The sequence below is a fragment of the Streptomyces sp. NPDC001219 genome, assembly GCF_053597915.1.
The window spans coordinates 27487-51408 of record NZ_JBSFJF010000012.1; the positions used below are offsets into that span (position 1 = coordinate 27487).

General features: G+C 68.7%; 24 protein-coding genes and 2 CRISPR repeat arrays. Of the genes, 8 read left to right on the forward strand and 16 right to left on the reverse strand.

Going from position 1 to position 23922, the window contains the following annotated elements; all coding sequences use genetic code 11:
• Nucleotides 1–503: 503 nt before the first annotated feature.
• Both ACWC9R_RS10175 and ACWC9R_RS10180 read right to left on the reverse strand, forming a co-directional pair.
• Nucleotides 504–830, reverse strand: a complete 327-nt coding sequence (locus ACWC9R_RS10175) for a plasmid stabilization protein (protein ID WP_450730210.1) — start codon at nucleotides 828–830, stop codon at nucleotides 504–506.
• 533 nt (nucleotides 831–1363) lie between these two features.
• Nucleotides 1364–1924 (reverse strand): hemerythrin domain-containing protein, encoded by a 561-nt coding sequence (locus tag ACWC9R_RS10180; RefSeq protein WP_450730212.1) that lies wholly within the window; start codon nucleotides 1922–1924, stop codon nucleotides 1364–1366.
• Nucleotides 1925–2371: 447 nt separating this feature from the next.
• On the opposite strand from ACWC9R_RS10180, the gene ACWC9R_RS10185 reads away from it, so the two are divergent.
• Together ACWC9R_RS10185 and ACWC9R_RS10190 are read left to right on the forward strand one after the other, a co-directional pair.
• Nucleotides 2372–3673, forward strand: a complete 1302-nt coding sequence (locus ACWC9R_RS10185) for a polyprenyl synthetase family protein (RefSeq protein WP_450730214.1) — start codon at nucleotides 2372–2374, stop codon at nucleotides 3671–3673.
• A gap of 134 nt (nucleotides 3674–3807) precedes the next feature.
• Entirely contained in the window at nucleotides 3808–4047 is a 240-nt protein-coding gene (locus ACWC9R_RS10190; protein ID WP_086715492.1) for a hypothetical protein, read from the forward strand.
• Between the two features lie 21 nt (nucleotides 4048–4068).
• Here ACWC9R_RS10190 and ACWC9R_RS10195 read toward each other — a convergent pair whose 3' ends face one another.
• The 3 genes from ACWC9R_RS10195 to ACWC9R_RS10205 all read right to left on the reverse strand — a co-directional run bounded on the left by ACWC9R_RS10195 (nucleotide 4069) and on the right by ACWC9R_RS10205 (nucleotide 7536).
• A complete protein-coding gene (locus ACWC9R_RS10195; protein WP_450730216.1) occupies nucleotides 4069–4401 on the reverse strand; it encodes a hypothetical protein in 333 nt (110 codons plus the stop codon).
• Between the two features lie 500 nt (nucleotides 4402–4901).
• Nucleotides 4902–7229, reverse strand: a complete 2328-nt coding sequence (locus tag ACWC9R_RS10200) for an ATP-binding protein (RefSeq protein WP_450730218.1) — start codon at nucleotides 7227–7229, stop codon at nucleotides 4902–4904.
• On the reverse strand, nucleotides 7207–7536 hold the full coding sequence (locus ACWC9R_RS10205) for a hypothetical protein (protein ID WP_450730219.1): 330 nt from the start codon (nucleotides 7534–7536) through the stop codon (nucleotides 7207–7209). Before ACWC9R_RS10205 ends, ACWC9R_RS10200 begins: the two co-directional genes overlap by 23 nt.
• Nucleotides 7537–8074: 538 nt before the next feature.
• Here ACWC9R_RS10205 and ACWC9R_RS10210 point away from each other — a divergent pair.
• Both ACWC9R_RS10210 and ACWC9R_RS10215 read left to right on the forward strand, forming a co-directional pair.
• Complete coding sequence (locus ACWC9R_RS10210) at nucleotides 8075–9259, forward strand: zinc-dependent alcohol dehydrogenase (protein WP_450730221.1); 1185 nt, start codon at nucleotides 8075–8077, stop codon at nucleotides 9257–9259.
• An 83-nt stretch (nucleotides 9260–9342) separates the two neighbouring features.
• Complete coding sequence (locus tag ACWC9R_RS10215; protein WP_450730223.1) at nucleotides 9343–10233, forward strand: SDR family oxidoreductase; 891 nt, start codon at nucleotides 9343–9345, stop codon at nucleotides 10231–10233.
• A 622-nt stretch (nucleotides 10234–10855) separates the two neighbouring features.
• Here ACWC9R_RS10215 and ACWC9R_RS10220 read toward each other — a convergent pair.
• From ACWC9R_RS10220 to ACWC9R_RS10230, 3 genes are all read right to left on the reverse strand, one after another.
• Nucleotides 10856–11092 carry a hypothetical protein gene (locus tag ACWC9R_RS10220; RefSeq protein ID WP_450730224.1) on the reverse strand — a complete coding sequence of 79 codons (237 nt, stop codon included), beginning with the start codon at nucleotides 11090–11092 and terminating at the stop codon, nucleotides 10856–10858.
• A gap of 164 nt (nucleotides 11093–11256) precedes the next feature.
• Nucleotides 11257–11409, reverse strand: coding sequence for a hypothetical protein (locus ACWC9R_RS10225; RefSeq protein WP_450730226.1), 153 nt, complete (start codon nucleotides 11407–11409; stop codon nucleotides 11257–11259).
• A 219-nt stretch (nucleotides 11410–11628) separates the two neighbouring features.
• Complete coding sequence (locus ACWC9R_RS10230; RefSeq protein ID WP_361328193.1) at nucleotides 11629–11850, reverse strand: hypothetical protein; 222 nt, start codon at nucleotides 11848–11850, stop codon at nucleotides 11629–11631.
• A gap of 254 nt (nucleotides 11851–12104) precedes the next feature.
• On the opposite strand from ACWC9R_RS10230, the gene ACWC9R_RS10235 reads away from it, so the two are divergent.
• The 4 genes from ACWC9R_RS10235 to ACWC9R_RS10250 all read left to right on the forward strand — a co-directional run bounded on the left by ACWC9R_RS10235 (nucleotide 12105) and on the right by ACWC9R_RS10250 (nucleotide 14802).
• Entirely contained in the window at nucleotides 12105–12755 is a 651-nt protein-coding gene (locus ACWC9R_RS10235; protein WP_450730228.1) for a carbonic anhydrase, read from the forward strand.
• A 344-nt stretch (nucleotides 12756–13099) separates the two neighbouring features.
• Nucleotides 13100–13774: a TRADD-N-associated membrane domain-containing protein gene (locus ACWC9R_RS10240; RefSeq protein WP_450730230.1), complete on the forward strand. Its 675-nt coding sequence runs from the start codon at nucleotides 13100–13102 to the stop codon at nucleotides 13772–13774.
• Between the two features lie 86 nt (nucleotides 13775–13860).
• Nucleotides 13861–14229, forward strand: coding sequence for a hypothetical protein (locus ACWC9R_RS10245; RefSeq protein WP_450730406.1), 369 nt, complete (start codon nucleotides 13861–13863; stop codon nucleotides 14227–14229).
• A gap of 381 nt (nucleotides 14230–14610) precedes the next feature.
• Nucleotides 14611–14802 carry a GntR family transcriptional regulator gene (locus ACWC9R_RS10250; protein ID WP_450730232.1) on the forward strand — a complete coding sequence of 64 codons (192 nt, stop codon included), beginning with the start codon at nucleotides 14611–14613 and terminating at the stop codon, nucleotides 14800–14802.
• 56 nt (nucleotides 14803–14858) lie between these two features.
• Here the strand turns inward: ACWC9R_RS10250 and ACWC9R_RS10255 are convergent, their stop codons facing one another.
• The 8 genes from ACWC9R_RS10255 to cas5e form a co-directional block, all read right to left on the reverse strand.
• Nucleotides 14859–15056: a hypothetical protein gene (locus ACWC9R_RS10255; protein WP_450730233.1), complete on the reverse strand. Its 198-nt coding sequence runs from the start codon at nucleotides 15054–15056 to the stop codon at nucleotides 14859–14861.
• Nucleotides 15057–15900: 844 nt separating this feature from the next.
• Entirely contained in the window at nucleotides 15901–16119 is a 219-nt protein-coding gene (locus tag ACWC9R_RS10260) for a DUF3761 domain-containing protein (protein WP_361328358.1), read from the reverse strand.
• A gap of 384 nt (nucleotides 16120–16503) precedes the next feature.
• Nucleotides 16504–16898: a CRISPR direct-repeat array (repeat unit 29 nt; unit sequence CGGCCCACCTCCGCCTGCGCGGAGAGCAC).
• 18 nt (nucleotides 16899–16916) lie between these two features.
• Nucleotides 16917–17246 carry a type I-E CRISPR-associated endoribonuclease Cas2e gene (cas2e, locus tag ACWC9R_RS10265; protein ID WP_450730235.1) on the reverse strand — a complete coding sequence of 110 codons (330 nt, stop codon included), beginning with the start codon at nucleotides 17244–17246 and terminating at the stop codon, nucleotides 16917–16919.
• A 25-nt stretch (nucleotides 17247–17271) separates the two neighbouring features.
• The gene (cas1e, locus tag ACWC9R_RS10270) at nucleotides 17272–18249 is read right to left on the reverse strand and encodes a type I-E CRISPR-associated endonuclease Cas1e (RefSeq protein WP_450730237.1); all 978 of its coding nucleotides are present in this window, start codon (nucleotides 18247–18249) and stop codon (nucleotides 17272–17274) included.
• Nucleotides 18246–18902: a type I-E CRISPR-associated protein Cas6/Cse3/CasE gene (gene cas6e, locus ACWC9R_RS10275; protein ID WP_450730239.1), complete on the reverse strand. Its 657-nt coding sequence runs from the start codon at nucleotides 18900–18902 to the stop codon at nucleotides 18246–18248. Before cas6e (ACWC9R_RS10275) ends, cas1e begins: the two co-directional genes overlap by 4 nt.
• Before the next feature lie 272 nt (nucleotides 18903–19174).
• Nucleotides 19175–21943, reverse strand: coding sequence for a CRISPR-associated helicase Cas3' (gene cas3 / locus ACWC9R_RS10280; protein WP_450730241.1), 2769 nt, complete (start codon nucleotides 21941–21943; stop codon nucleotides 19175–19177).
• A gap of 153 nt (nucleotides 21944–22096) precedes the next feature.
• Nucleotides 22097–22431: direct repeats of the CRISPR family, unit length 30 nt; unit sequence CGGGACACCTCCGCCTGCGCGGAGCGGACG.
• A 39-nt stretch (nucleotides 22432–22470) separates the two neighbouring features.
• Complete coding sequence (gene cas6e / locus ACWC9R_RS10285) at nucleotides 22471–23130, reverse strand: type I-E CRISPR-associated protein Cas6/Cse3/CasE (RefSeq protein WP_450730243.1); 660 nt, start codon at nucleotides 23128–23130, stop codon at nucleotides 22471–22473.
• A gap of 20 nt (nucleotides 23131–23150) precedes the next feature.
• Complete coding sequence (cas5e, locus tag ACWC9R_RS10290; RefSeq protein WP_450730245.1) at nucleotides 23151–23882, reverse strand: type I-E CRISPR-associated protein Cas5/CasD; 732 nt, start codon at nucleotides 23880–23882, stop codon at nucleotides 23151–23153.
• Nucleotides 23883–23922: the final 40 nt, after the last annotated feature.

A 23922-nucleotide genomic window follows, 5' to 3' on the forward strand; every position in this document is an offset into this window, starting at 1 on the left:
AGACGGAAGCCCTCAGTGACCGCTACCTTCTCGGTCTGCCACGCCCATGGAGACTCAGAACGCTTGCCGAGTGATACGGACTGGGTCCGCACCCCCGGTCACCGAGGCTGGCACCAAACAACTCGTCGCGTCCACGCCGCACTGCGCCCCGCCCGGGGCTCCGCGGGAGAGAGCCAGCCTCTCCCGATAGGCATTGCGCGACCCCGGGCACCATCATTCGGGCGGGCCGTAACTCCTGCGGCGAAGCTTCGTTGAACCGGCGCGCACACCGTCCCCACGGAGCGCTGGCGGGCTCGGACTCGATTACGGATTCGAGCCCGCTTTCCCTTTCCGCCATGCTAGCTGCTGCACTGTCGCCCGGCTCGCCCACTGGCCGGGCGAAACAGATCGCATGCAATCGCCTGACCGGGGCGGATGACGTCTCAGTGCGCTCTGACAAGCCGTGCAGCGTCGGTGCCGACTCCGGTCGTCCCTGCTGCCCGGGGCCGGCTTCTGTGCATGGTTCAGCGGCCGACGGCCCGGCGCAGCTGTTCCTTGTTCATGTGGGAGCGGCCCTCGACGTTCTTCTTCTTGGCCTCTTCGTAGAGCTGGTCGCGCGTGGGGCCGCCCGGTCCCTTGTGGGAGCGCTCTCCGCCGCGCTGGGGTGCGGACTTCGGATCGCGCAGGGAGGTCTTGCTGGCGGACTTCGCCTCGCCGGATCGGGCGCGTTCCTTGTTCACGGTGCGGGCGGCGATCTCCTTGGCGCGCTTGTCGGACATGCCGCGCTCCTCGGCCTGATCCTTGATGTGCTCGTACTGCCGCTCACGCTTTTCACTGGCTCCTGCAGGCATGACTGCCCATCCCATTCATCGGTCAGCTGTCCGGGGTGGATGCACCCTTCGTTACCAGTCCACGCCTGATCAGGACCGGGCGCCAGGGGAGCTGCGCCGACCGGCTGCGAGGACCCCCCTCGTCTCGGCGTCCCGGGCGACGCGGCCTCGGCGTACTGCACACCTCTGACGGGGCCCGTGAAAGGGTGGAGGTCCGAGGCAGACAGCTTGCCGATGGGAGGCCCGGGCATGGAGGGACGGCCCACGTCGGCACCCGGCCGCTCCGGCTGACGTCGGAACACCCCTTCCCGGACCGGCGACTCACAACACCGGTATGTGCGCAATTGCCCCGCCTGCCGAGCGCCGGGCGTGGCACTCGCGCCTTCACTCCGGGATACGGGAAGATCACCGCGGGTGCGGTGCGTGCTGTGCCCATCGTCCCGGCCGGTCTCCCCCGGCCGGCGGCCCTGTGTCCGTCTCCCGATTCAGGGCGGCTGGCGGCACAGGGCCGACGACAAGGCCGACGCAGCACACGGCCCGTGGTGTCCCTGTGCTCAGGTGTGGTGGCGGCCGGTGCGGTAGTCACGCACACGGCCCGCCAGCTCCAGGCCCGGCGCGAGCGCCTCACCGGCCGGCTGCGCATCCGGGGCAGCGAGATGCGGGCGTGTGGGGGCGGTCTTCTTCGAACGGCGGATCTTGTCGCCCAGCTCCTGCAGGACGGCGGCATCGACGTTGCTGCGCACCTGGAGGTACAGGTTGTTCTCCTCGTCATCGACGTGCGCCCCCACCTCGGTGCGCAGCCTGCGCACCAGGTACTCGAAGTCCTCATCCAGGGCCTCGCGCCGCTGGAGCTCGTTGAGCAGGTGCTCGATGCGGGCATAGCCGGCGAGCGCCTTGTCCGCCAGGGCGTGGCCGCCGTCGAGGTGCTTGCGCACCGCGGGGTAGAGGTACTGCTCCTGGGCGACGGAGTGCCGCACCAGCGCGATCGTCAGAGCGTCCACGAGCCGCTTGCGGTCCTCGCTGCCCGGGGGCGCCTGGTCGAACCGCGCGAAGAGCTCCTCGACCTCCCGGTGATCGGCGATCAGCTCCGCAACTACATCCCCGTCATGCTCCACAGCGCGCCGCCTCTCCTCCGGCAGCCGGTTCCTCCGGCTCACGCACCACGAGTTCCCGGACGTCACACGCATGACACCAACATGCCCGGAATTGCCCCAACCGCCTGACCTACGGGCGTGGCGCCCAGACAGTGCGCGCCGAAAGCAGGACCATCAGGGTGGGTGCGATCCGTTCCGTGCCCGTTGTCCCGGCCACCCCTCACCGGCCGGCGGCCCTGTGCCCACCCCACTCTCCCCCGGGGCACCCGGCGGCACAGGGCCGACAACACCCCAACTGAAGCCTCCTCGGCCCCGGGTAACAGGTCCCAGTCCGCAGAGTCGGCGGCGCGACGCGGTGTCCTGGCCCGACGCCCCGTGTGCCGGAGAGTGCTCACCGATCGACTGAGTGAACTGTGGTCCGTTTCTGGTCATTGCGAAAGTGCGCACAGAGGAGAGGGAATGCACCACATGGGGGCACAGCAACCCTCCCGCTCCGAGCATCTCCCAACTTCCCCCAGGGGCCAGCAGCCGGACCCTCCGGGTCCCGCTCGTGCCCGCGGACCCAGAAGCCGTCGTGCGGTGGTGTGGCGAGGAGCAGCATCCGTCGACCGGGACGTGGCGGCTGCCGTCGGCTCCGTGCTCGCTGATGTCCTGCGCGAGAGAGCGAGTTCGGCCTGTGGCCTGGACGGGGTCTTCGGGCGTGATGTCGCCGAGCGCGTCGTCCGGTTCACGCTCGGCGGCGGCAAGCGGATGCGGTCACAGTTCCTGTGGTGGGCCTTGCGGGCCTGCCGGGCAGGTCACGACCACGAGCAGGTCCGCCGCGCGCTGCGTCTCGCTGCCGCACTCGAACTCCTCCAGAGCTGCGCGCTCGTGCATGACGACTTGTTGGATGCCTCCCGGCTTCGCCGTGGCAGACCTACCCTGCAGGTCGACATCGCCGCCCAGTACGCCGCGGCCCCTCGTCCGGGAGCGGGCGAGGCGCTGGGCGTCGCTGGAGCCCTGCTCGGCGGCGACCTCGCGCTGGCCTGGGCGGATGACACCGTCGCCCACCTCGAACTGCCGGCACAGACCGGCCGCCGCGTCCGGGAGACGTGGGCCGCCATGCGGATCGAGATGGCCGCAGGCCAATACCTCGACCTGCACGCTCAGGCCACCGGATCGACCTCGCTGTCCGACGCGATCCGCATCGCCTACCTCAAGAGCGCCTTGTATTCGGTGGAGCGGCCCCTGGCGCTCGGCGCCGCCCTGGCCGGCGCCGACGCAACCTCCGCCCGGGCGCTGCGGGCGGCTGGCCGCGGCGCCGGCATCGCCTTCCAGCTCCGCGACGACCTCCACGGCGCCTTCGGTGACCCCGGGCAGACCGGAAAGCCCTCGGGCGACGACATCCGGCAGGGCAAGCTCACCCCTCTCGTCGCCCTGGCCCGCGCGCGAGCCCTGGCCAACGGCGACGCAGCCTCCCTGGCTGTCCTGGACGATTGTGTCGGCTGCCCCGGCCTGACCCCTGAAGACCTCACGGCGGTACGGCACGTGCTCGTCGTCACCGGTGCCCGAACCGCAGTCGAGACGAAGATCGTCCGGCTCGTCAGGCACAGCACGCACCACCTGAACTCCGCCGATCTGGAGCCCCACGCCCGCCGCAGGCTCCACGCCCTGGTGTGCGCGGCGGCCGGTGCACCCGCCACCGCCGCGGGCTCCTCCACCTCGCGGGCGACGAAAGAGGCGGGCGCGCCACCACCGTCGGGCAGCACCGCCGACGCCGACCACTGGTGAGGGACAGAGCGCGATGCGGCAGGGTCCGGCCGCGGGTGTCGTTGTTGTCCATGCATTCGGCGCAGCACGAGGAGCGCGGGCCGTGTCGCGGTGGTCTTCTTTGAGGACCGACGTCCTTCACCGAGGAGAATGCTGTGATCATCAAGAAGCTGCACGAAGCCGGGCTGCGCAGTGAGCACGCCTACTGCGCCGCTCTGGGGTCCATCGGCATCTCGTTCCTGAGCTGGGCCGCCTCCACCAAGCTGGAGAAGTCCGCCGATGTGGACCGGGCCGACCGGTGGGGCATCTTCGTCGGCGAATGGGCTCCCACCTTCTTCGGCCTCGGCCTGGCGCTGGCACAGTACGAGAAGGACGGCCTCCTGCACCGGCGCTGACAGCACCGACCGGGCCCGCCGTCACTGGTTTTGCGGGTCCACTCCGGTGTGCGCCTCGGCGTCCCGGGTGCCGGTCGGCCGGCGCGAGCGCCCCCTGGTGCCGACCTTGCGCATGCCCTTCTCATCACTCTGCGCGGCGCGGCGTTCGCCGCCCTTGGTCTCGCTCTTCACCTCGCGCGCCGGCGGCACCTTCTCCTGCCCCGCGCCCTCCTTGCTGCGGTCCGCCTCAGGCGCGTAGCACTCCGGGTGGAAGGACCAGTGCGCGCTCTTGTTCTCCTGCTGACGGGTCTCATCGACGTCGGGCGATGCCCCGTGCTGTTCGCTTCCCTTGTGCCTACTGGGGCCCTCGCCCATTCCGGGTGCGAGGACTTCCGGTCCTTGGACATGCCGCCTCCTGCTCCGGTGGCACCGAGGGGCAAACCGCGACCTGGGCTGCCGCGGCTCCGTAGGACCCGCGCTGCCTACCTCCAGCCTGGAGACCCGACCGAGCCTTCGCATCCCGGCCATGGCTTTGTGCATGAGAACCGAAAGCAGAGGTTCACCACTTCGGGAGGCACCAGAGCACACAGGGGATTCGAACGCTGCTCGGGTCTCGGCCCGAGAGGCCGCTGTCGATGTCTGGTGGGTGGTATGTGGCTCCTACCTGCCGACGCACATCCGAACGTCGTCACGACGTTCCCGCATCTGCAGCACCGGCTGCGTCAGAGTCGCGCAAGGGGCGAGCAGGTGCTCAATGGTCGCCCGTATACAGGCAGCTTTGACGATGGCACCCGCGGCAGAGACACCTGCCAAGCCGGTTAGAGCATGCGCAGCGGAGTAGCGACACCAGACCGCAATGAGCCGCAATCGTGAGTTCAGCTTCTGCGTACAAGCTTTCGCCATAGTGTCCGCAGTCCTCGCGATCGACGCATCTTGCCCTGGGCGAGGCCGAGGTTGCCCAGCGCCGCGGCTTCGCCGTGGCGGTCGTCGAACTCCCGGAAGATGGCGGCGGCGCGGCTGTGGGCGTCGATGGCCTCCTCGAACCGCCGCACCTCAAATAGTGCGGCGCCGAGGTTGGTCAGCGCTCCGGCCTCGCTGTGGCGGTCGTCGAACTCACGGTAGATGGCGGCGGCGCGGGTGTGGGCATCGATGGCCTCCTCGAACCGCCGCACCTCGTCCTGCACGACGCCGAGGTTGGTCAGCGCCCGAGCTTCGCCGTGGCGGTCGTCGAACTCACGGTAGATGGCGGCGGCGCGGCTGTGGGCGTCGATGGCCTCCTCGAACCGCCGCACCTCATACAGCGCGAGACCGAGGTTGCCCAGCGCCCGAGCTTCGCCGTGGCGGTCGCCGAGCTCACGGCAGATGGCCAGATCCTGGGTGTGGACGTCGATGGCCTCCTCGAACCGCCGCACTTCATTCAGGGCGCGCCCGAGGTTGCCCAGCGCCGTGGCTTCGCGATGGCGGTCACCGAGCTCACGGAAGATGGCGGCGGCGCGGGTGTGGGCATCGATGGCCTCCTCGAACCGCCGCACCTCATACAGGGCGAGACCGAGGTTGTTCCGCGTCGTGGCCTCGCGGTGGCGGTCGCCGAGCTCACGACAGATGGCCAGACCCTGGGTGTGGACGTCGATGGCCTCCTCGAACCGCCGCACCTCGCGCAGGACGAGGCCGCGGAAGTTCAGCGCTCGGTCTTCGCCGTGGCGGTCGCCGAGCTCACGGGCGGCGCTGAGAGCGTGCTGTGCGGTGGCGAGGGCGTCGTGGAAGTAGCGGAACTGGTGCAGGTAGGGGCTCAAGCTGCCGGCCAGGGACGTGGTGATGTCGGGGTGGCCAGCGGCGGCGGTGAGGGCAACGGTAGCGGTGAGGTTGAGACGTTCGGCATTCAGCCAGCCCAAGGCGGCGGTGCGATCAAGGAAATGGTCGGAAACTCGCTGCCCGGGCAGAGCCCGCAGGCGGTGATCGGCGGCGCGGGTGCAGTCGCGGTAGTAGTCGAAGAGACGGCTGAGGGCTTGTTGCCGGGCAGGGTCGGTGTCGTGGCGCCGGCACTGGTTGTCGGCATACAGACGAGTCAGGTCGTGCATGCGCCAGCGGCCGGAGCCGACGGGCTGCTCGCTGATCAGTCCGGCCCGCGCCAGAGCGGCTAGGCTCTGCCGGGCGGGCCGCACCGGCTGGCCGACCAGGGCGGCGGCGGTGTCGGTGGCCAGGTCGAGACCCGGGTTGAGCGACAGCAGCCGAAACAGCCGCGCATGCTGATCGTCCAGCCGCCGGTAGGACAGGTCGAAGGCAGCCTGCACCGCCAGGGAACGCCCGCCGTGCTCCTGGTAGCGGAGGGCCTCCAATCGGGTACGGGTGTCGGCGAGGTCGGCGGCCAGGTCAGTCAGTGGCAGTCCGGGGTCGGCGGTGAGCTGGGCCGCGGCGATCGTCAATGCCAACGGCAGGTACCCGCAGTGCGCGGCCACCTCCCGCATCGCTTGGGGATCTTGGTGCGGACGCGAGTCTGCGGGCCGGGCCCGGGTGAGAGCATCGGCGATGAGGCCGGCGGCCGACTGGGCATTCAGTTGGTCCAGGCCGATCAGACGGGCCGGGACGTCCGGGCCAACCAGCGCGTCGCGGGAGGTAGCCAGCAGCCGGTGCCCGGAATGCGCGGGCAACAAAGGCCGCAGCTGGGCAGCGCTGGAGGCGTCATCGGCAACGATTAGCACCGACCCGTCCCGGGCGCGGAGGGACAGCTCCGACCGATACAGATTCTCCTGCTCCCCCCGCGTGGGCGGCAGGTCGTCCTCCCGGACACCTAAGGCCCGCAGCAGCGCCTCCAGCGCCTGATCGCCGCTGACCGGTCCGGCCGGGTCGTAGCCCCGAAGGTGCACGAACAGCGTCCCGCCGGGGAACCAGCCGCGGGCGACGGCATCGTGAGCAGTGTGCAGCGCCAAGGCAGTCTTGCCGACCCCTGCAAGTCCCGTCACCACCACCATGCCGGGGCCCGGGCCGGACGGATCGAGCACATCCAGCAGCTCCCGGGTGCGCTCCTTACGGCCGACCAGATCCACAGTTGCCGGCAGCGCGGCCAGCGCCTGCGGGGCGGGGCCGCTCCCCGGACCCCACACCGTGGTGTAGTTGTACTGATCCCGCCCGACCTGGTTCGCCCGTGCGTGGCCGGAGGCGGTGATCTGCTGGGACGTCCGGTCAGGCCCGTGACTGCTGCTCATCGTCCCCCACCCTGGTGTGCTGATCCCCGCCGACCTGGGTGACCGAAGCATCGTCAGACACCTGCGCGTCCTGCTGCACACTCCCTGGCACACTGCCGACCCCGGCGTTCTGATGGCCACCAACCTGCTCTGTCCGACCGCGGCCGGACGCCACGGTTTGCTGCGACACCGTGCGCTCCGTCGACGGCAGGGACGGGCCGGGCTGCTCATGTCCAGCCCACCAGCCGACCGCGGCGGCAGCCACGGTGCTCATCACCGAAGCAAACGCGGTCGCCACCACCCACCGGTCAGCCTCCGCCTCGGGCATCTATCCGAACGAAGCCGACCGTGCTCCCCACAGACACACCCCAAACACCACGGCCGCCACCACCACTGCGACCGAATAACGCACCGAACGCGGCATCCCCCACCTTCCCCATCCGGTCCGGCCGCAGCCCCCACCGCGACCCACCGAAACCAGCCTACGCCGCACACTCACGTAAAGCCCACCACTAACCACACAAAGTCACCACAGTAGCCAGCCCCGATGACCGGCACACGCGGTTCGCCACCCATGCCCGATCCGCGACCAGCACCCCCGTCCCGGGGCCTTCAGCAGGCCATCGGGCGCTCGGGACGAGTGCTGTCACTTCTCAATGAACATCGATCACGGAGGGGTGCAGGTGCCTCCCGAAGCGGCGAACAACCGCTGTCGAAACTCGCGAACAGAGCCACGGCCAGAGCCTGCAAGGAGATGCGGAGAGTTGACGGGCGCGCACTGTCTGTTCTTCGCTGCGTATGCCCGGGGGCGGACGCATGGTGGTAGCGGGTAACCATTTGCCCAGGGGGACTGTCGAGGAGTAGCGATGAGAGCTCTGACCTGGCACGGAAAGCGCGACGTGCGTGTGGAGACCGTCCCCGACCCGAAAATCCAGGATCCGACCGACATCATCGTGCGTGTCACCTCCACCGGCATCTGCGGGTCGGATCTGCACCTCTACGAGATCTTCGGGCCCTACCTTGACCCCGGAGACATCCTCGGGCACGAGGCCATGGGCATCGTCGAGGAGACCGGCCCCGAGGTCACCGAGGTCTCGGTCGGCGACCGCGTGGTTGTTCCGTTCAACGTCTCCTGCGGCACGTGCTGGATGTGCCAGCGCGGCCTTCAATCACAGTGCGAGACCACCCAGGTCACCGACCGGGGCATGGGCGCCTCCCTCTTCGGATTCACCAAGCTCTACGGCCAAGTCCCCGGAGGACAAGCAGAGTTCCTCCGGGTGCCGTTCGGCAACACGCTCCCCATCAAGGTTCCGAAAGGGCCGCCGGACCAGCGCTTCGTCTACCTCTCCGACGTCCTGCCCACGGCCTGGCAGGCCGTCGCCTACGCCGCCATCCCGCCGGGCGGAAGCGTCACCGTCCTCGGACTCGGCCCCATCGGCGACATGGCCGCCCGCATCGCCCTCCACCAGAACGCGGGCAAGGTCATCGGCGTCGACCTGGTCCCCGAACGCCTCGCACGGGCCCGGGAACGCGGCGTCCACACCCTCGACCTGAACGATCACGGCAAGGGCCTTGCGGAGGAGATCCGCCGGCTCACCGACGGCCGCGGCACGGACTCCGTCATCGAGGCGGTCGGTATGGAGGCTCACGGCGCCCCGCTCACGCGCGCCGCGCAGAACATGGCATCAGTGCTGCCCGACGCCTGGGGCGAAAAGCTCATGGCACGCGCCGGCGTGGACAGCATGACCGCCTTCAACACAGCCGTGGACGCAGTGCGTAGAGGGGGCACCATCTCCCTCATAGGCGTGTACGGCGGCGCCGTCGACCCCGTGCCCATGCTCACCCTGTTCGACAAGCAGATCCAGCTCAGGATGGGCCAGGCCAACGTCAAACACTGGGTCGACGACATCCTGCCCCTGCTCAACGACGAGGACGCCCTGGGCGTCGACCACTTCGCCACCCACACCCTCCCCCTCGAAGACGGCCCCCAGGCGTACAAGACCTTCCAGGCCAAGGACGACGGAATGATCAAGACCGTCCTCACCCCGTAAAACCGCAGCCCGACGCAAGCCGGGGCGCTGTTGCACGAGTCTGGGCGGGCGTGGCCGGTGGCTGAACGCAGCAGGAGGTCGAGATGGCAGCTGAAGAACGGGACCCCGAGGACCCGGTCAGCAAGCATCCGCAGCCTGAATTCCCTCAGCAGGACCAGAGCCACCCGGGCTGGACGGGGCCGATGGACCCGCCGCCCGATCACGGCGAGGAGTCCTACCGGGGCAGCGGTCTCCTCGAAGGACGCAAGACGGTGATCACCGGAGGAGACTCCGGCATCGGCCGGGCCGTCGCCTTGGCGTTCGCCCGGGAGGGCGCGGATGTGCTCTTCACCTTCCTGCCCGCCGAAGAGGACGAAGCGGCAGCGACCACGCGACTCGTCACCGAAGCAGGCCGCAGAGCCATACCGATCGCCTGCGACATCCGGGAAGAGGAGCAGTGCCGGCTGCTTATCGAGCGTGCCGTCACCGAGCTCGGCCGAATCGACATCCTGGTCAACAACGCGGCGTACCAGATGTCGCAACCCGACGGGATCCAGGCCATCACCACCGAGCAGTTCGACCGGGTGATGCGCACCAACCTCTACGGGATGTTCTGGCTGTCCAAAATGGCGCTGCCGCACATCCCCGCCGGTGGCTGCATCATCAACACCGCTTCGGTCCAGGCATACAAGCCCAGCCCCCATCTGCTCGACTACGCCACCACAAAGGGGGCCATCGTCACCTTCACCCAGGGACTGGCACAGATGCTGGCCTCCGACGGCATCCGCGTGAACGCGGTGGCTCCCGGACCGGTATGGACACCGCTGATCCCAGCGACCATGCCGGACACCACCACCTTCGGCAGGCAAGCCCCCCTCGGACGGCCGGCCCAGCCCGCGGAGATGGCCCCCGCCTACGTCTTTCTCGCCTCCCCGCAGGCCAGCTACATCACCGCAGAGATCGTCAACGCCACCGGCGGAACACCGCTGCCGTGAGAACCGAGAGGCGAACGCGCATCCGCACCTTGCCGCGGCCTGAGGCGCGAACCGTCCCATCCACACGCCTGGCCCGGCGCCCTCCCAGACGATCTAGACCGTCCAGGCCAAGGAAGACGGAATGATCAAGACAGTCCTCACCCCGTGAAGCTGCGGCCCGCCGGGACAGTGACGGGCATCGTGAGAAGGGATTCGCATGACCTCTCCCCCGCCGGTCCCGCCCGGCCCTGACCGGCCCGAACCCCCGCCCGCCCCGGGCCGCCTCCGACTCCGCCCGAGCCGGTCCCCGGACCGACCCCACCGCCTTCTCCCGAAGCTGTTCCACCCCCGCCACCACCCCCAAGCCACTGTCCTGATCTGCAGCGCACTCCGGGTACGGGGCGCTCCACGAACTGCGCTCGCTAACCGCAGCTCAGTGCTACGAGGAGCACCACCGCGCCGGCGCCAAGGTCCGCCGCAATCGCACAGGACCCTGGGCGGTCACCGGCTCCGCGCCGGTGCGCCGTTGCTTCACGGCTGCCTCCTCACAGCGGTCCCGCCCCGTGCGCCCGCAATGCTGAGCACTACTGCCCGTGGCGGCGCGCCGCGCGAACGTCGGCTGCGGGGACGAGGCCGTGGTCGTTCATGCGTGGTCGGTGAGCGCGGTGTGGCCCTTGGCGCGGGCGCAGTGGGCGCAACAGAAGAACTTTCCGTCGGTCTGGTGGCCGTGGCCCAGGATGCGGCAGCCGCAGTGGTCGCAGAGGGGAGCGAGTTTGTGCGCCGCGCATTCGAGGCTGTCGAAGGTGTAGGCGGCGCCGCCGACCATGTGGACCTCGAAGGCCGCCGCGTAGTCGTTGCCGCAGACATCGCAGGCTGCCATCTGGTCTCCTTGGGGCGTGTGCGGTCACCACTCCGGCCGGAGTGGTATCCCCATGACCTCACGGGTTCCGGGACCCTGCGTATGCGGAGGGGCAGATGGCGTAGTCCCGCTGTCAGCGCGGCGGGAGGAGAACCGCGAGACTGCCGCGGGTCGGGCCGCCTGATTCAGTCCCACACGTCCGGCCCGCCGCCCTTCCAGTCGATCAGCCTGTCGTCATCAAGGGCAATGAGTTCGTCGTCGATGCCGGCCTGACGCAGAAGCTTGTGAAGATCAGCGCGGCTGCGGGCCACACCGAGCGCCACGCCGCCGAGGAGCACCGGGCGTCCTCCACTGCTGGCAGGCGGACAGATACGGAGAGGAGGATGTCTCCCCATGGCCCCAACCTGGCCCCGGAGACCGACTACCGCGCCCGCTCCGGCAGCGGGCCACCACGGGGAACCGCCCCCGAGGAGAGGCAGCGTCGGACACGACGCCCGCGCCGAAGAACCCGCAGTCCGCTCGGCGGAGCCAGAGCGCACTACGTGCCTGCCGTACGGTCAGACGGCTTCAGTGCCCCAGACATGGGGCCCGCCCCCGCGCCATTTGATCGCCGGGTCGTTCAGCCGAACTTCCTCGGGGTCCAGACCGGCCCGGCGCAGGAACTCCAGCAAATCCACCACACCGTAAGCAACACCGCAGTCCACATCAGCGACACGCACCCAACGGCCCCCGGAGGGGCTCGGCGGGTGCACCACGATGAGAGGCAGAGACTCGGGCATACCCTCAGCCTGCCCAAACGCAGCCGCGGACGCCCTGCGTGGAAGCCAGTCAGGCGATGCCGTCCACCAGCCAGCAAGCCCGCGCACGCGGCATCACCGCGATCCATGCAGACAGCTATGCGGCGTGAGAGCTTGAGCTGGTGGCGCTGTTCCCGGACACCGGTACCGTGGTGATGTCAGCAGGTGCTGCACCTGTGCCTGCCTTTGGCGGCCCCGGTACTGCGGCGGGTTGGGGTCGGCCGTAGCCTGCTGGCATGACTGACGCCCCGCCTCCGTCCCCCTCCGAAGCGGTCGAGCTGCTGCTGGCCGGCAACCAGCGCTTCGTTGCCGGCGCCCCAGCGCACCCGAACCAGGATGCCGCACGCCGTGCCCAGACGGCCCCCGGCCAGCGCCCCTTCGCCGTGCTCTTCGGCTGCTCCGACTCACGCCTGGCCGCCGAGATCATCTTCGACCAGGGCCTGGGCGACCTTTTCGTAGTCCGCACCGCGGGCCATGTCGCGGGTCCGGAGGTGTTGGGCAGCATCGAGTACGGGGTGAGCGTGCTGGACTGCCCGCTGGTCGTGGTGCTCGGCCACGACTCGTGCGGCGCGGTCGCAGCCACCCGTGCAGCCCTGTCCGACGGCGTCGCCGCCACCGGGTACGTACGCGACGTCATCGAACGCGTCACCCCCAGCGTCCTGGCCGCTCACGCAGCCGGGCTCACCAGCGACGACGACATCATCGCCGAACACATTCGGCACACCGTCGACCTGCTCCTGGACCGCTCCCGGGCCCTCGCCGACCAAGTTGCCGCCGGACGCACGGCCGTAGTGGGCCTGTCCTACCGACTGGCCGACGGAAGCGCCCGCCTGGTCACCTCTCACGGTCTGCAGACAGAAGCCGCCACCACCGGCCCAGCCACCTGAACAGCAGTGGTCTCCGCGCGAGCGGGGATGAGCCCGGTCTGGACAACGGCGTTCTCGTGGAGGACTACCGCTCCCCGCACCCGCGGGGATGAGCCCGCGCCAAGATTGGTGAAATCGCGAAGAGTTCCTCCTCGAAGTCAGCGTCAGCGAAGGGTAACCCGAGCACATCACGCATTCGCATCACCAGAAAGGCCCTTGGGAACACGGCACTCGAGACTGGTGGGCTCGCATGTTGAGGTATGGCCTATTCCATGAGCGACGGATCGAACCCGTCACCTGACGGCCGAGCCGCCGCTACTCTGACCGAAGTTGGAGCAGCGGCGGCCAGGTCGAAGGGGGATGGCATGTCGAGAGACGACATGGACGATCCGAGTTATGCGGTGCCAGCAGAGGATGAACGGGGCCGGGATGCAGTGTCGCAGGGCGGTGTAGCAAACATTGGCGTGATCGGCGGCTATAATGTCATCCAGGTTGGTCGGGACATGGGTGTTTCGTCGGGCGGCGATCAGAAGCCCGATGCCGAGAGCCTCGCTCAGCAGCGCCAGAAGTTCTTCTTTGACTTTCTGAAGCACTCGCTCAAGCAAGCTGAGTGGACGTTCAGGCTGAGCGTGTGGTTCATGGCTGGTGGCGCGGCCATCATCCTGACTGCGGCTGTCCTTGGCTTGGTGCACGCCGGGAATCCGGACCTCAGTTACCTGCCGATCGTGACGTTCCTGACGGGTGCGCTGATCACAGGCGGCGGTGGCGCGCTGGCGGTTCACGCACGACGTGCCAGGGCCCACGTCACCGAGCAGGCCGACCGGATGGACGTCAAGATCGACCTTGACCACAAGATGGAGACCGCCACGACCTTCATCGACCGCGTCGACGACCCGGCGGTGCGCGATCGGCTCAACTCGGCCGCAGCGATGAAGGCGCTCGACATGCAGTCGACCCCAGAGGTGATGGTCGACCGCCTCTTGCCTGGGCAGGAGGGCCGCCAGCCGGACGAAATCGAGCCCGGCGGCACCACCCGCTGAGCAGCGAGAGGCCCCCGGCGGTATCTCCGGGGGCCTCTCGCGTGCCCGCCGGGCCCCTGGGAGGCCGGAGGGGTCTCGTGCGCTCCATGGTGCCACCGGAGGCCGGGACGGCCTATGAGGCGGGCTGGGACTGCGGTCCCTGCCGCTGGGCTGCCTTCCGCTCGTGTGCTTCCCGTCGGGCTCGCTTCAACTTCGAGGTCCTGGTGCACGAGGACGTCAGCGGTGACAAGGTGTGGCAGCTGAAGGCCACCGGCTGCGCCGTGACGACCCAAAGCAAGTTCGCTCCAGGGCATGACGCCAAGCTCAAGTCGTTGCTCATTCAGGCCGGGATCGGCGCCCACCAGGTCCGGCGCATCGCTCGCGACACGGTGGTGGCCAAGGATGCGCTGAGGGTGGCCGCCGACCTGGGGTGGGAAGACCTCGTTCGGGACGCCATCACCTGGGGGAGTAGCTAACCCATGTCGACCTCGGACACCGGCTTGATGCGCTCCAAGGGCGTATCCCATTCCTGCCCCCCGCCGGCCGGGCACATGAATGCCTGACGGCTGACCACCTGCCGCCGTCCTTGGTGCGTTCCTCGATCACGCCGACCAGGTGGCCCGTGCGCTCCGAGATCGTGTCTTCAACAAAGAGTGCCGGCCGGATACCGCAATGTTCCGTGACTCAACATCGTCTGCGGCTTCTCGTGCATGGCATTCCGTCCCCTCGTCGGCCTGACCAGCAGGTATCGCGATGTCGCGTGTTCGCGTAATACTGCGGTAGCGCGGGTATCGGCGTTCTCTTACGGTCAGAGGACGACTGGGGATCTTGATCGAAGTCGTCCGATTCGGTGGCAGGTGGCCGCGATCATCGAGGCGCGCGTGGCCGACGGCACCTGTCCGCCAGGCAGCCGCGTACCGGGCATCGTTGAGCTGAGCGCCCAGTTCAACATCGCCGCGTCGACCGAGCAGAAGGCCCTGTCTCACCTGCGGACGACCGGCATCGTGCGCACGGAGCTGGGCTTGGGCACCTTCGTCGCCGACAAGTAGAAGACCGACTTACGCGGAGCCCTGGAGAGACGACTCTCCAGGGCTCCGGTGCGCGGTCAAAGCACGCTGAACGTGGACAGCGCAGCCAGGCAGAGAATCATGCAGCCAGCGAACGCGCCGCCACCATAGAGGACTGCATCACTGATTGGCGCTCCTGAGGAGTGGTTGATCCAGGTCGCCACGATGGCGACGATGAGCGAGATCAAGACGCAGATGACGATCACGAGCAGTTTGACACCGGGAGACAGTTTCACTTCCGACTTCCCGTTTCGGGTGGCGGTCGGAGTCTGTGGCACGCAGCTCTCAGCCCGACCACCACGTATACAGACGTGTGGTCCTGCTGAGGCCGTGCCGACGTCAGGCTCTCGGTGCCTTTCCAGGGCTGACTTGGACTATTTCACCCTCTGACTGTGCGCATCTTTGTGCGCCTGGCTTCTGGTTCGACGTCCCGAGGAAGCTTGCTCGGGATCGCTGGGCGTTTCTGCGGCCCATTTCCGTGCCTGCGACTCAGTCCGAGATGGTCCATCAACTAAGGACGGCCAGCTACTCAACTTCACGGAGGTGTCGGGCAATCCGCTCGCAGCACGAAGAACGTTACCTGAAACAGCGGGCGTTGGATGACCAGGCAGCTACGGGGGTCTCTGGGCCTTGTGCTGGCGGGCACGGCCGGACGCCCCGGGCGGGGGTCTCGTGCGCTCCCGTACCGCACGGGAGCCCGCCGCTGGGTATGCCGTGCTCGCCGGCCGGAGTCCCGGACGGCGGGGCGTCATGTTGAGATATCAAGTCCCGGCCGGCCGTCACCTCCCGTGTCGATGGTCCCTCCGGCGGCTCGTCGCCACAGCAGCAGGGTCCCTGCTCCCCGTAACCCGCGGAGATGAGCCCACGAAGGCTGCGTCGCGTAGTTCACGGCGGGTTCGGTCACCGTGCCCGCGGAGGTGACCCGTTCGAGGTGCGCTTCATGGGAATGACGCAGATGAGTTCTCCGCGCAGCCGGAGGTAGGTTTGAGCTGGCCAGGGCAACCGGCATACAGCTGCCGGTTGCCCGTCGATAGCGCAATCGAGGTGCCGGTACGCCAACGCTGCACGCGTCGGGCTGGCTTACTTGAACCAGTACTTCACGCCGCGGTGGTGGGAGCAGGTGCCGGAGAAGTGCTTCGAGTACGACCAGGTGCCGTCTTTGCACTTGGCCATAACGCCCTTGGGGTGCTTGATGTGGGTGCCGCAAGTGCCAGTGGTGTGGTGGGCACAGTGGACTGTGGCGGCCTGAGCCGTGCCTGTGCCGACGGCTACGGGTGCGATGACGGCGGCGCTAAGCACAGCGGCGGCCAACGCGCTTCGGATACGAAGCGCCGGACGTGTGATGGTGCGAGTCAAAAGTCCCCCTTGTTTGGGATGGTCCGCTGAGCTTTGCAGCGTCTCGTCACCGTGTCGACGCCATGGAGAGCATGTGACGAGTGTGTGACAAAAGGTTCGATGGTGAACGAATGTCAAAGCCGCCGAGTTCTCCGCGAAGGCGGAGGCGGGCCGGCGATGGTGGCGGCCGCCAGCAGCCAAGCGGCTTGCTCTCCGCGCGAGCGGCGGAGGTGATCCGCCATGCCGGTGGTGTGCCGGACCGGAGGAGCTGCTGTAGATGCGGGCGAGGACTGGTGCGCGTTTGGGGCCAGGGCGTGCAGGGTCACCCTGCGGCGGCCAGTTACTTCACAGCCCACCTCCGCCTGCGCGGAGAGCACACAGCGGAGACCGGGTCACCATCCTGTACCGCCGGCCCACCTCCGCCTGCGCGGAGAGCACTCTTGCCAGGGGCGGGCTTGGACTCCGGGCGCCGGCCCACCTCCGCCTGCGCGGAGAGCACTGCCGGTGGTCCAAGCCCATCAATACCGCCAGCGGCCCACCTCCGCCTGCGCGGAGAGCACCGGTTCGGGAGGGCGCAGTGGGTGCCGTAGAGCGGCCCACCTCCGCCTGCGCGGAGAGCACCGATGCCCGACTGGTCGGAAAACTGGCTCTGCCGGCCCACCTCCGCCTGCGCGGAGAGCACGACCTCCCAGTCCCAGTTGTGATCCTCCGGGGCGGCCCACCTCCGCCTGCGCGGAGAGCACCCTTCGCGACCTGGGACGTTAGGGGTGTTTTGCCGTTTCGTAATCTTCTCCTGCGGTGGGTTGTGCTGAATTGAACGAGATCAAGGTGAGTCCCTCGAAGTCGCGAAGGTGTCGACGGCGTTGCCCGGCCATCCGCATGGCGAAGCCTTGTTCGTTATCGGCTGGGTAGATCAGCACAGCGATTCCGTCTCCCGTGCAGTTGGCCGTGGCTTCCCATAGTTCGTCTCTGACCTTTGCTGAGACGGTGCCGACGTACAGCTCTGGGGTGACCTCCAAGAGCCAGCGGGTCAATGCTCCGCGCAGGTGGTCTGGTACCGCCGTTGCGGACAGGGTGATCATCGACGGCATGGGCCACCACCGATCCAAGGGGGTGTCATTGGCCACCGTCGCGGGCGTGGTTAATGCCGCCTGGTACGGAGCCGGTCACGGGGTCCCACAGGTCGACGAGTTCTTCCTGGAGGTCGTCCGTTTGGTCATCGGTGTTCTCCGGTGCGAGGAGACGCTGTACGTCGGTGACGATGCGCGGCATCAGCCGGAAGAGGCGCAGGCCCTCGCGGAAGCTGCGGCGTGCGGCCTGCTCCGGGTGGGACGCGTTGTGGAGGGTGAAGGCGAGGGGGATGGTGAGTTCGGCTTTGTATAGGTCGGCGATGTCGTAGATGAAGGACTGCTGGTTGCCGCTGTGGACGAAGCCGAGTGCGGGGGTGCAGCCCATGGAGATGATTGCGGCGTGGACGATCCCGTACAGGCAGGTGTTGGCGGAGGACAGGGCGAGGTTGACGGGGTCTTGTTGGTCCCAGGCTGCGGGGTCGTAGACGCGCTTGAACCTGCCGATGCGGTGCTGCTGGGCGAGGAGTTTGTACAGGGCTTTCATCCTGTGCCCTTCCAGACCGCGGAGCTTTTCCAGCGAGGTTCCTGAGGGCACGGTGCCTTGGCCGAAGCGCTGTTCATACATGCGCCGGGCAACGGCGAGGTGTTCGTGGGGGTCAGCCCAGGCGCGTGCCTGGGTCTCCAGCCACCGGGTACTCAGGGAGCTTGGCACGGTGGCACTGTAGGTGCGGACTCCACCGGCGCCGGTCGCCACGACGGTGGTGCCGTGGCGGGCCAGAGTGGCCAGAGCGCGGGTGGTGATGCTGGTGCCGGGGCCGAGCAGCACGCAGCTGAGGGCGGCGGTGGGCAGGTAGACCGTTTCGGTGCCGTGTGCTTCGGTGGTGACGACGGCGCAGACGCCGGTGTCGTCTTGTTGGACGCGGACCAGGTCGAGGTAGAGGAAGGACAGGGAGTCGGCGGTGCGTGGCAGCATCGCGACGGTGGGGGCGGCGAGTTTGCGGCGGGCGTTGGCGGGTGTGGTCATGAGGTGTGCCGGCTGGCTGGGGCCACGGTGAGCAGGCCGCAGCCGTAGGCTTTGCCGCGGCCGATGCCGTCGAGGATGCGCTGGCGCAGCAGCTCGGTGTCCTTGATGTGGGCGATGCCGTCGAAGCGGGCGTGGGTGATGCGGCGTTTGTCCTGGGCGCGTTCGCCGCGGGCGGTATCGAGGGGGATGGAGCGGGCGGTGGTCAGGTGCAGGCCGCTGTGTTCTTCGGCTCGGCGTTGCCACCAGTGGTCGGCGTCGGTGCCGGAAAGCGGGATGACGGCGGGGGCGCCGGTGGTGGCGCAGGTGGTGTGGCCTGGTTTGCGGACGGCGTTGGCGGTGATGCGGTAACGGACTGCGAGGCCGGGTCGGAGTGCCTCCAGCAGGGGGGTGAGTTCCTTGGTGGCTGCGGTGGCGTAGCCGGTGGGGAGTTCGTCGAGGTCGGGGCGCAGGTGGCTTTGCAGGAGGGTCACGGGGGTGGGGCCGGTGTCCTCGGTGCGGAAGAGGACACCGGCCTTGCGGCGGGCCTGGTCACCGAGGTGGTCGGGGAAGAGCTGCATCAAGCGTTGGTGCAGGGGCACGGCGCTGGCGAGGTCTTTGCGTGCCTGGCGTTGGTGCAGGTGGGGCTGGATGCGGGTGAGCCACAGCGTCGTCATCGCGCGGTTCCTTCACTGCAGGCGGCTTCGAGGTAGGCGGACAGGGCGGTGCGAGCAGGGCTTATTCGCAGGCGCGGAGGGTGTCGGGGGCGTCGGTGAGGCAGGCGGTGAAGGTGGCGTCCGCGAGGGAGGAGCGGTGCGAGAACAGGGTGCCCTGTGGGCGCTACCTGTTCCTCCAGCCAGTGCTCCGCATCCGAGATGGCAACTGCCATCTGAGCCTGGAGTTCGCCCACACCGCTGATGGCGGCGAAATGGTTCTGCACGGGCTGCGTCTATTCCCGTACGAGACCGTCAACTCGGCTGAGGTGGAGGCACTGCCTGCCGATGCGGTAGGGGCGTGGGGTGCCGTCGGGGGTGACGGGTTGCGGGAGGAGGAGAACGTCGCGGAGACCTCCAATGCTCGCCCAGCCGGTGGGGGTGTTGGTTTCGGGTCCACGGCCGGTGAGCCATCGGTGGTCGATTTGGATGGTGCGGGCCATGAGGTTGCGGATGGTGGTGGTGTCGTTGGGGTTGATGGTGGTGGGGAGAGGGGCGTGGGTGGCATCGCGGTCGAGGTGGGGTGTGCCGTCGGGGCTGGTCCAGACGGGGAGGATGCGGGCGCTGTCGGCTCCGAGGCGGGTGACGAGTAGGTCTTCGTCGTCAATGGTGGTGAGGGGGTGGAGGTCGCGGATGGGGCGGGTGGGAGTGGGGATGGTGGCCTGGTCGGCGATGGTGCGCATGGCCTGTTCGGTGGCGATGTCGTTCGTGCCGGCGTCGGTGGCCCAGTCGGCGGTGTAGACGGTGTCGACCAGGTGTTGGACGTCTTCGGGGATGTTGCAGACGCCTGCGGGGAGGGTGGTGAGGGCGTCTCGGGTGCGGGTGAGGAGGTTTTCGCTGTAGACGGTTCCCCAGTTGCGAGGCGGGAGTTGGCCGGTGGGGATCAGGACGGTCATGGCCGGGTCGGGTGCCCAGTGGGGGCGTTCTGGGCGGTCGTGGCGGTGGCAGCGGCCCGCGCGCTGGAGGAGGAGGGCGATGGGGGCGAGGTCGCTGATGACGTGGTCGAAGTCCACGTCAAGGGATTGTTCAACGACTTGGGTGGCGACCACGATCACAGGCCGCGGCGGTCGCTGGCCGCGGGCGCGGGTGTAGTGGCCGCTGGGGGTGGTGTGGGCGGGGCGGGGTTTGCCTGCCCAGTGTTCGAGGCGGCGGGTGATGGCGTCGCGTTGGCGTGCGGGCATGCGGGCGTGGAGGAGCTGCACAAGCGGCCGGTGGGTGCCGGTCCAGGCTTGGCGCAGATGCCGGGCGGTGGCCTGGGCGTCGGCGACAGTGTTGCAGACGACGAGCGCGCACCCGGTGCCTTCGCTAGTCATGGGCTGGAGGGTGCGGGTGATGGTGGCGAGGCGGCTGTCGGCGTTGGCCGAGGCGGCTGCGTGCTGGACGCTTTGGGCGGTGATGGTGAGGGCGCGGGCACGGGTGGTGGGGAGGGTTTCGCTGGTGGTGACCTGGCCGGTCGTGGCGTCCACGAACGTCCAGCCTGGGTAGGTGGGGGCGAGCGTGATGGGGGTGGTGTGGCCTGCGCCGCGGCGATAGGCGTCGGCGAGACAGGTGGCGATGGTCCCGGTGAGCGTGGCGGACAGCAGTACGACCGGGGTGCGGGTGTGCCCGAGCCATTCGAGGAGGCGTTCGGTGAGGCGGTGGCCGTATGCGTCGTAGGCATGGGCCTCGTCGATAATGATGGTCTTCCCGGTGAGGCCGAGCCAGCGCATAACGTTGTAGCGGACGGGCAGCGCGGCGAGCGCGGCGGTGTCCCAGGTGCCGACGGCCGCGCCGGCGAGGAGCCCGCGATGGCGGCCTCGAAGCCACTCCCCCGAAATCCTGACGGTATCGCGGCAGTTCGCGATCAGCGTGTCCTCGGTGGTCTTGGCGCTTTCTTCGAGCCACGCCATGGAGTGCAGGAGCCGCACGGGGACGGGAGCGGCCTGGAGGCGTTGGACGTGTTCGACGATGCGGCGATGCATGGCGTTGGTCGTGGCCATGGTCGGCAGGAACACACCTAGGCCCTCGGTGCCGGACGCGTGCCCGAGGACATGCGCGGCATAGAGCGCGGATTCGGTTTTGCCGTCGCCGGTCGGAGCGGTGACGAGGACGAGGCCGGGCCCGTTCACGAGTGCGGGGAGGCGCTTGCCGAGGTCGGCTTGCAGGGGGTGAGGTTCGGTGATCAACGGGAACATGTCCGCGAACGAGTCGATCGACTTCCAGACGGGGGCGGTGAGCTGCACGCCGGTCACCGCGGCTAGCGCATGCTTGTGGGCCCGTGCCGCGTGTTCGGTCCAGTCGTTCGCGTCCGGGGCGTGGTTTCGCTCCCAGTGGCGGGCGCGGATCCAGCCTGTTCGGGAGGCGAGCCAGTCAGCGAGGACGATCAGGCCGGTCGCCAGGACGCACGCCCCACCCGGCGCGAACTCGGCCGGAGGTGCCGGGTTTCCGCACAGAGCGCGCAGAGTGTGGAGGTGCGTGGCCCGCTGCTCGACCCACCCAGGGGTGTGGCCGACACGCGGTTCCTGACGCTCGGGATCAGTGAGGGCATGGGCGGTGAGGGCCTGACTGTAGGTGCCGTGGTGGCCACCGAGGATCTGCCCGACCTGGTGGGCAATCGACCGGAGCGGACGCCCATGTGTGGGGTAGCCGAGCTGGACCAGGAGAGCCGGGGTGGTGAGGTGCGAGACCCGCTCGTGCTTGATCGCGCTGTCGTCCGTTGATGGTTTGTAGTGGGGGTGGTCAAGGAGGCCAGCCGTGGCCTCGGGGGCTTGGTGCTGGAACGACGGACATAGTTTCCCGAGGTCGTGGAGTCCAGCCCAGAACATCATCAGTTGCTGGGCGTGCTCCTCGCTCACGCCCCACCCGGCGGCGATGACGCGTCGCTGACCGGCGGTGAGGTAGGAGTCCCACAGGCGACCAGCGATCATCGCGGTGTCGATCAGGTGACACACCACTGGGTACGGGGCGCCCGTGTCCTCCAAACCACTCCATTTACCCCACAGTCGATGGTCAACAGGCGGACGCATCACGGTAGTTCTCCGATCAAATGTGGGATGGATTTGCACCTTCCCCGCGAACGCAGAGCGGACTGGGACGGCCCCCTGGTTCAACCCGGGAACCCGCGGTCACCTCCGCGTGTGCGGAAGCGGACCTGCAGAACCGGCCGGTGACCGTGCCGTAGGGACACCTCCGCCTGCGCGGAGCGGACGGCGCGTTGCGCACCGCCACGTGGTACACGTGCGGGACACCTCCGCCTGCGCGGAGCGGACGCGGTGAGCAGTGAGACCTGGCCTGGTGTGGCCGGGACACCTCCGCCTGCGCGGAGCGGACGGCGCGTTGCGCACCGCCACGTGGTACACGTGCGGGACACCTCCGCCTGCGCGGAGCGGACGCGGTGAGCAGTGAGACCTGGCCTGGTGTGGCCGGGACACCTCCGCCTGCGCGGAGCGGACTGCGGGGCGCTGATCTCTTTCCGCCGCATTTCCGGGACACCTCCGCCTGCGCGGAGCGGACCCTTGGCGACCTGCATCTTCCCGAGCGCTTTGCCATTTCGTTAGTGCTGGTGGGGGGCGATGGAGAGAAGGCCGAGGCCGTAAGCGCGGCCCTGGCCGATGCCGGTGGTGATGGCGTGGCGGAGGGCAGTGGGCTCGGTGATGGTGGCGATGCCCTCGAACCTCACCGAAGCGATTTTGGCGCGCTGGGCCCCGTTGCGGCTGGCGAGTACGGGCGGGTTGGGGTTGTCGAGGATGAGGGTGGGGTCGATGCCGTTGCGGTGGGCGCGCTGCTGCCACCAGATGACGGCGTCGTCGCCGCGGAGGGCGGTGCGGCGCCCGCGGCGCCCGGGGATGGAGACGGCCTTGATGGGGTTGGCGTCGATGCGGTACCGGACGGCGGTGCCGGGGTTGAGCCAGTCAAGGAGCGGGGTGAGGTCGCGGTATTCAACGGGGTTGGTGGTGTAGCCGGCGGGGAGGGCGGTGCGGTTGATGGTGATGCCGGTGGACTGGACGAGGAGGGTGGCGGTGTTCTCGGTCCTCTCCAGTCGGTAGAGGACGTTGTAGGCGGTGCGGGGGGCGGTGACGGTGTTGTCGGGGAACAGGCCGCAGATACGACGGTGGAGGTTGGTGTGGTCGCGGAGGTCGCTGAGGACGTTCCGGTTGGTGAGGTCGAGGTGGAGCTGAGCGAGGTGGGTGGTGGCAGGGGTCGTGGTGGTCATCGGGTTCTCCGAAGCGAGGGTCAGCGGGTGTAGCTGGTAAGGGCGTTGATCCAGTCGGTTCCGGCACCGGCGCAGAGGCTGGCGGGGAGGTTGACGTGGGTTTCCCAGATGTCGCGGCTGGTCCAGGTGCGGCCAGGCCCTGGGATGTCGCGGAGGGTGGCGGTCGGGTGGGCACTCGGTTCGGGTGCGGTCTCGTGGATGAACTTCACGGTCACCGTGTCGGCGCCTCGGGGGGCATTGGCGTGCAGAGGCATGCGGTGCAGTTCGGCCGCGGGGTCGTTGTCGGTGGTGCGGATGAGGAGCGGGGTGTCGGGAGGGCAGGAGCGGCGGCCGAGATAGGGGGCGTAGACGGGGGCGGCGAGAGCCTCGGAGGCGAGGGTGATGACGTCCGCGGGGCCGGTGGCCGCGACGGTGAACGCGGCGTCGGCGAGATACCAGCGCTCGGTGAGTAGCGTCCCTTCCCCCTCTTTCCTCCTCTTACCGTCGGCGGTGGCGGGAGTCATAGCGCGCGGGTAGCCGCCGCCGATGGTGTGGAAGTCCATCTCCCGGTGACCGGCGCGATCCACACGGACGGTGTACGTGAGCTGGTTTAGGTCTGTGTTCGCGAAGTCGCGGGGGCGGCCGAGCGCGGAGGCGATCAGGCCGGTAAGGCCACTGCGGGTGGGGTACTGGTGGGTGGGGCGCACGGTGTGGTCGGTGGGTGCGCCCCAGGACTGCCAGGGGGCGGAGAGGTGCAGGATCAGACCAGGCATGTGGGTCCTTCTGAAGGGGGTACGGGGTACGGGGTACCTC

Excerpts from the sequence above, each read along its gene's own strand:
- ACWC9R_RS10175 (WP_450730210.1), bottom strand. The coding sequence starts at position 830 with ATGCCTGCAGGAGCCAGTGAAAAGCGTGAGCGGCAGTACGAGCACATC.
- ACWC9R_RS10185 (WP_450730214.1), top strand. The coding sequence starts at position 2,372 with ATGGGGGCACAGCAACCCTCCCGCTCCGAGCATCTCCCAACTTCCCCC.
- ACWC9R_RS10195 (WP_450730216.1), bottom strand. The coding sequence starts at position 4,401 with ATGGGCGAGGGCCCCAGTAGGCACAAGGGAAGCGAACAGCACGGGGCA.
- ACWC9R_RS10200 (WP_450730218.1), bottom strand. The coding sequence starts at position 7,229 with ATGAGCAGCAGTCACGGGCCTGACCGGACGTCCCAGCAGATCACCGCC.
- ACWC9R_RS10205 (WP_450730219.1), bottom strand. The coding sequence starts at position 7,536 with ATGCCCGAGGCGGAGGCTGACCGGTGGGTGGTGGCGACCGCGTTTGCT.
- ACWC9R_RS10210 (WP_450730221.1), top strand. The coding sequence starts at position 8,075 with ATGAGAGCTCTGACCTGGCACGGAAAGCGCGACGTGCGTGTGGAGACC.
- ACWC9R_RS10215 (WP_450730223.1), top strand. The coding sequence starts at position 9,343 with ATGGCAGCTGAAGAACGGGACCCCGAGGACCCGGTCAGCAAGCATCCG.
- ACWC9R_RS10220 (WP_450730224.1), bottom strand. The coding sequence starts at position 11,092 with ATGGCAGCCTGCGATGTCTGCGGCAACGACTACGCGGCGGCCTTCGAG.
- ACWC9R_RS10230 (WP_361328193.1), bottom strand. The coding sequence starts at position 11,850 with ATGCCCGAGTCTCTGCCTCTCATCGTGGTGCACCCGCCGAGCCCCTCC.
- ACWC9R_RS10235 (WP_450730228.1), top strand. The coding sequence starts at position 12,105 with ATGACTGACGCCCCGCCTCCGTCCCCCTCCGAAGCGGTCGAGCTGCTG.
- ACWC9R_RS10240 (WP_450730230.1), top strand. The coding sequence starts at position 13,100 with ATGTCGAGAGACGACATGGACGATCCGAGTTATGCGGTGCCAGCAGAG.
- ACWC9R_RS10245 (WP_450730406.1), top strand. The coding sequence starts at position 13,861 with ATGGTGCCACCGGAGGCCGGGACGGCCTATGAGGCGGGCTGGGACTGC.
- cas2e (WP_450730235.1), bottom strand. The coding sequence starts at position 17,246 with ATGCCGTCGATGATCACCCTGTCCGCAACGGCGGTACCAGACCACCTG.
- cas1e (WP_450730237.1), bottom strand. The coding sequence starts at position 18,249 with ATGACCACACCCGCCAACGCCCGCCGCAAACTCGCCGCCCCCACCGTC.
- cas6e (WP_450730239.1), bottom strand. The coding sequence starts at position 18,902 with ATGACGACGCTGTGGCTCACCCGCATCCAGCCCCACCTGCACCAACGC.
- cas3 (WP_450730241.1), bottom strand. The coding sequence starts at position 21,943 with ATGCGTCCGCCTGTTGACCATCGACTGTGGGGTAAATGGAGTGGTTTG.
- cas6e (WP_450730243.1), bottom strand. The coding sequence starts at position 23,130 with ATGACCACCACGACCCCTGCCACCACCCACCTCGCTCAGCTCCACCTC.
- cas5e (WP_450730245.1), bottom strand. The coding sequence starts at position 23,882 with ATGCCTGGTCTGATCCTGCACCTCTCCGCCCCCTGGCAGTCCTGGGGC.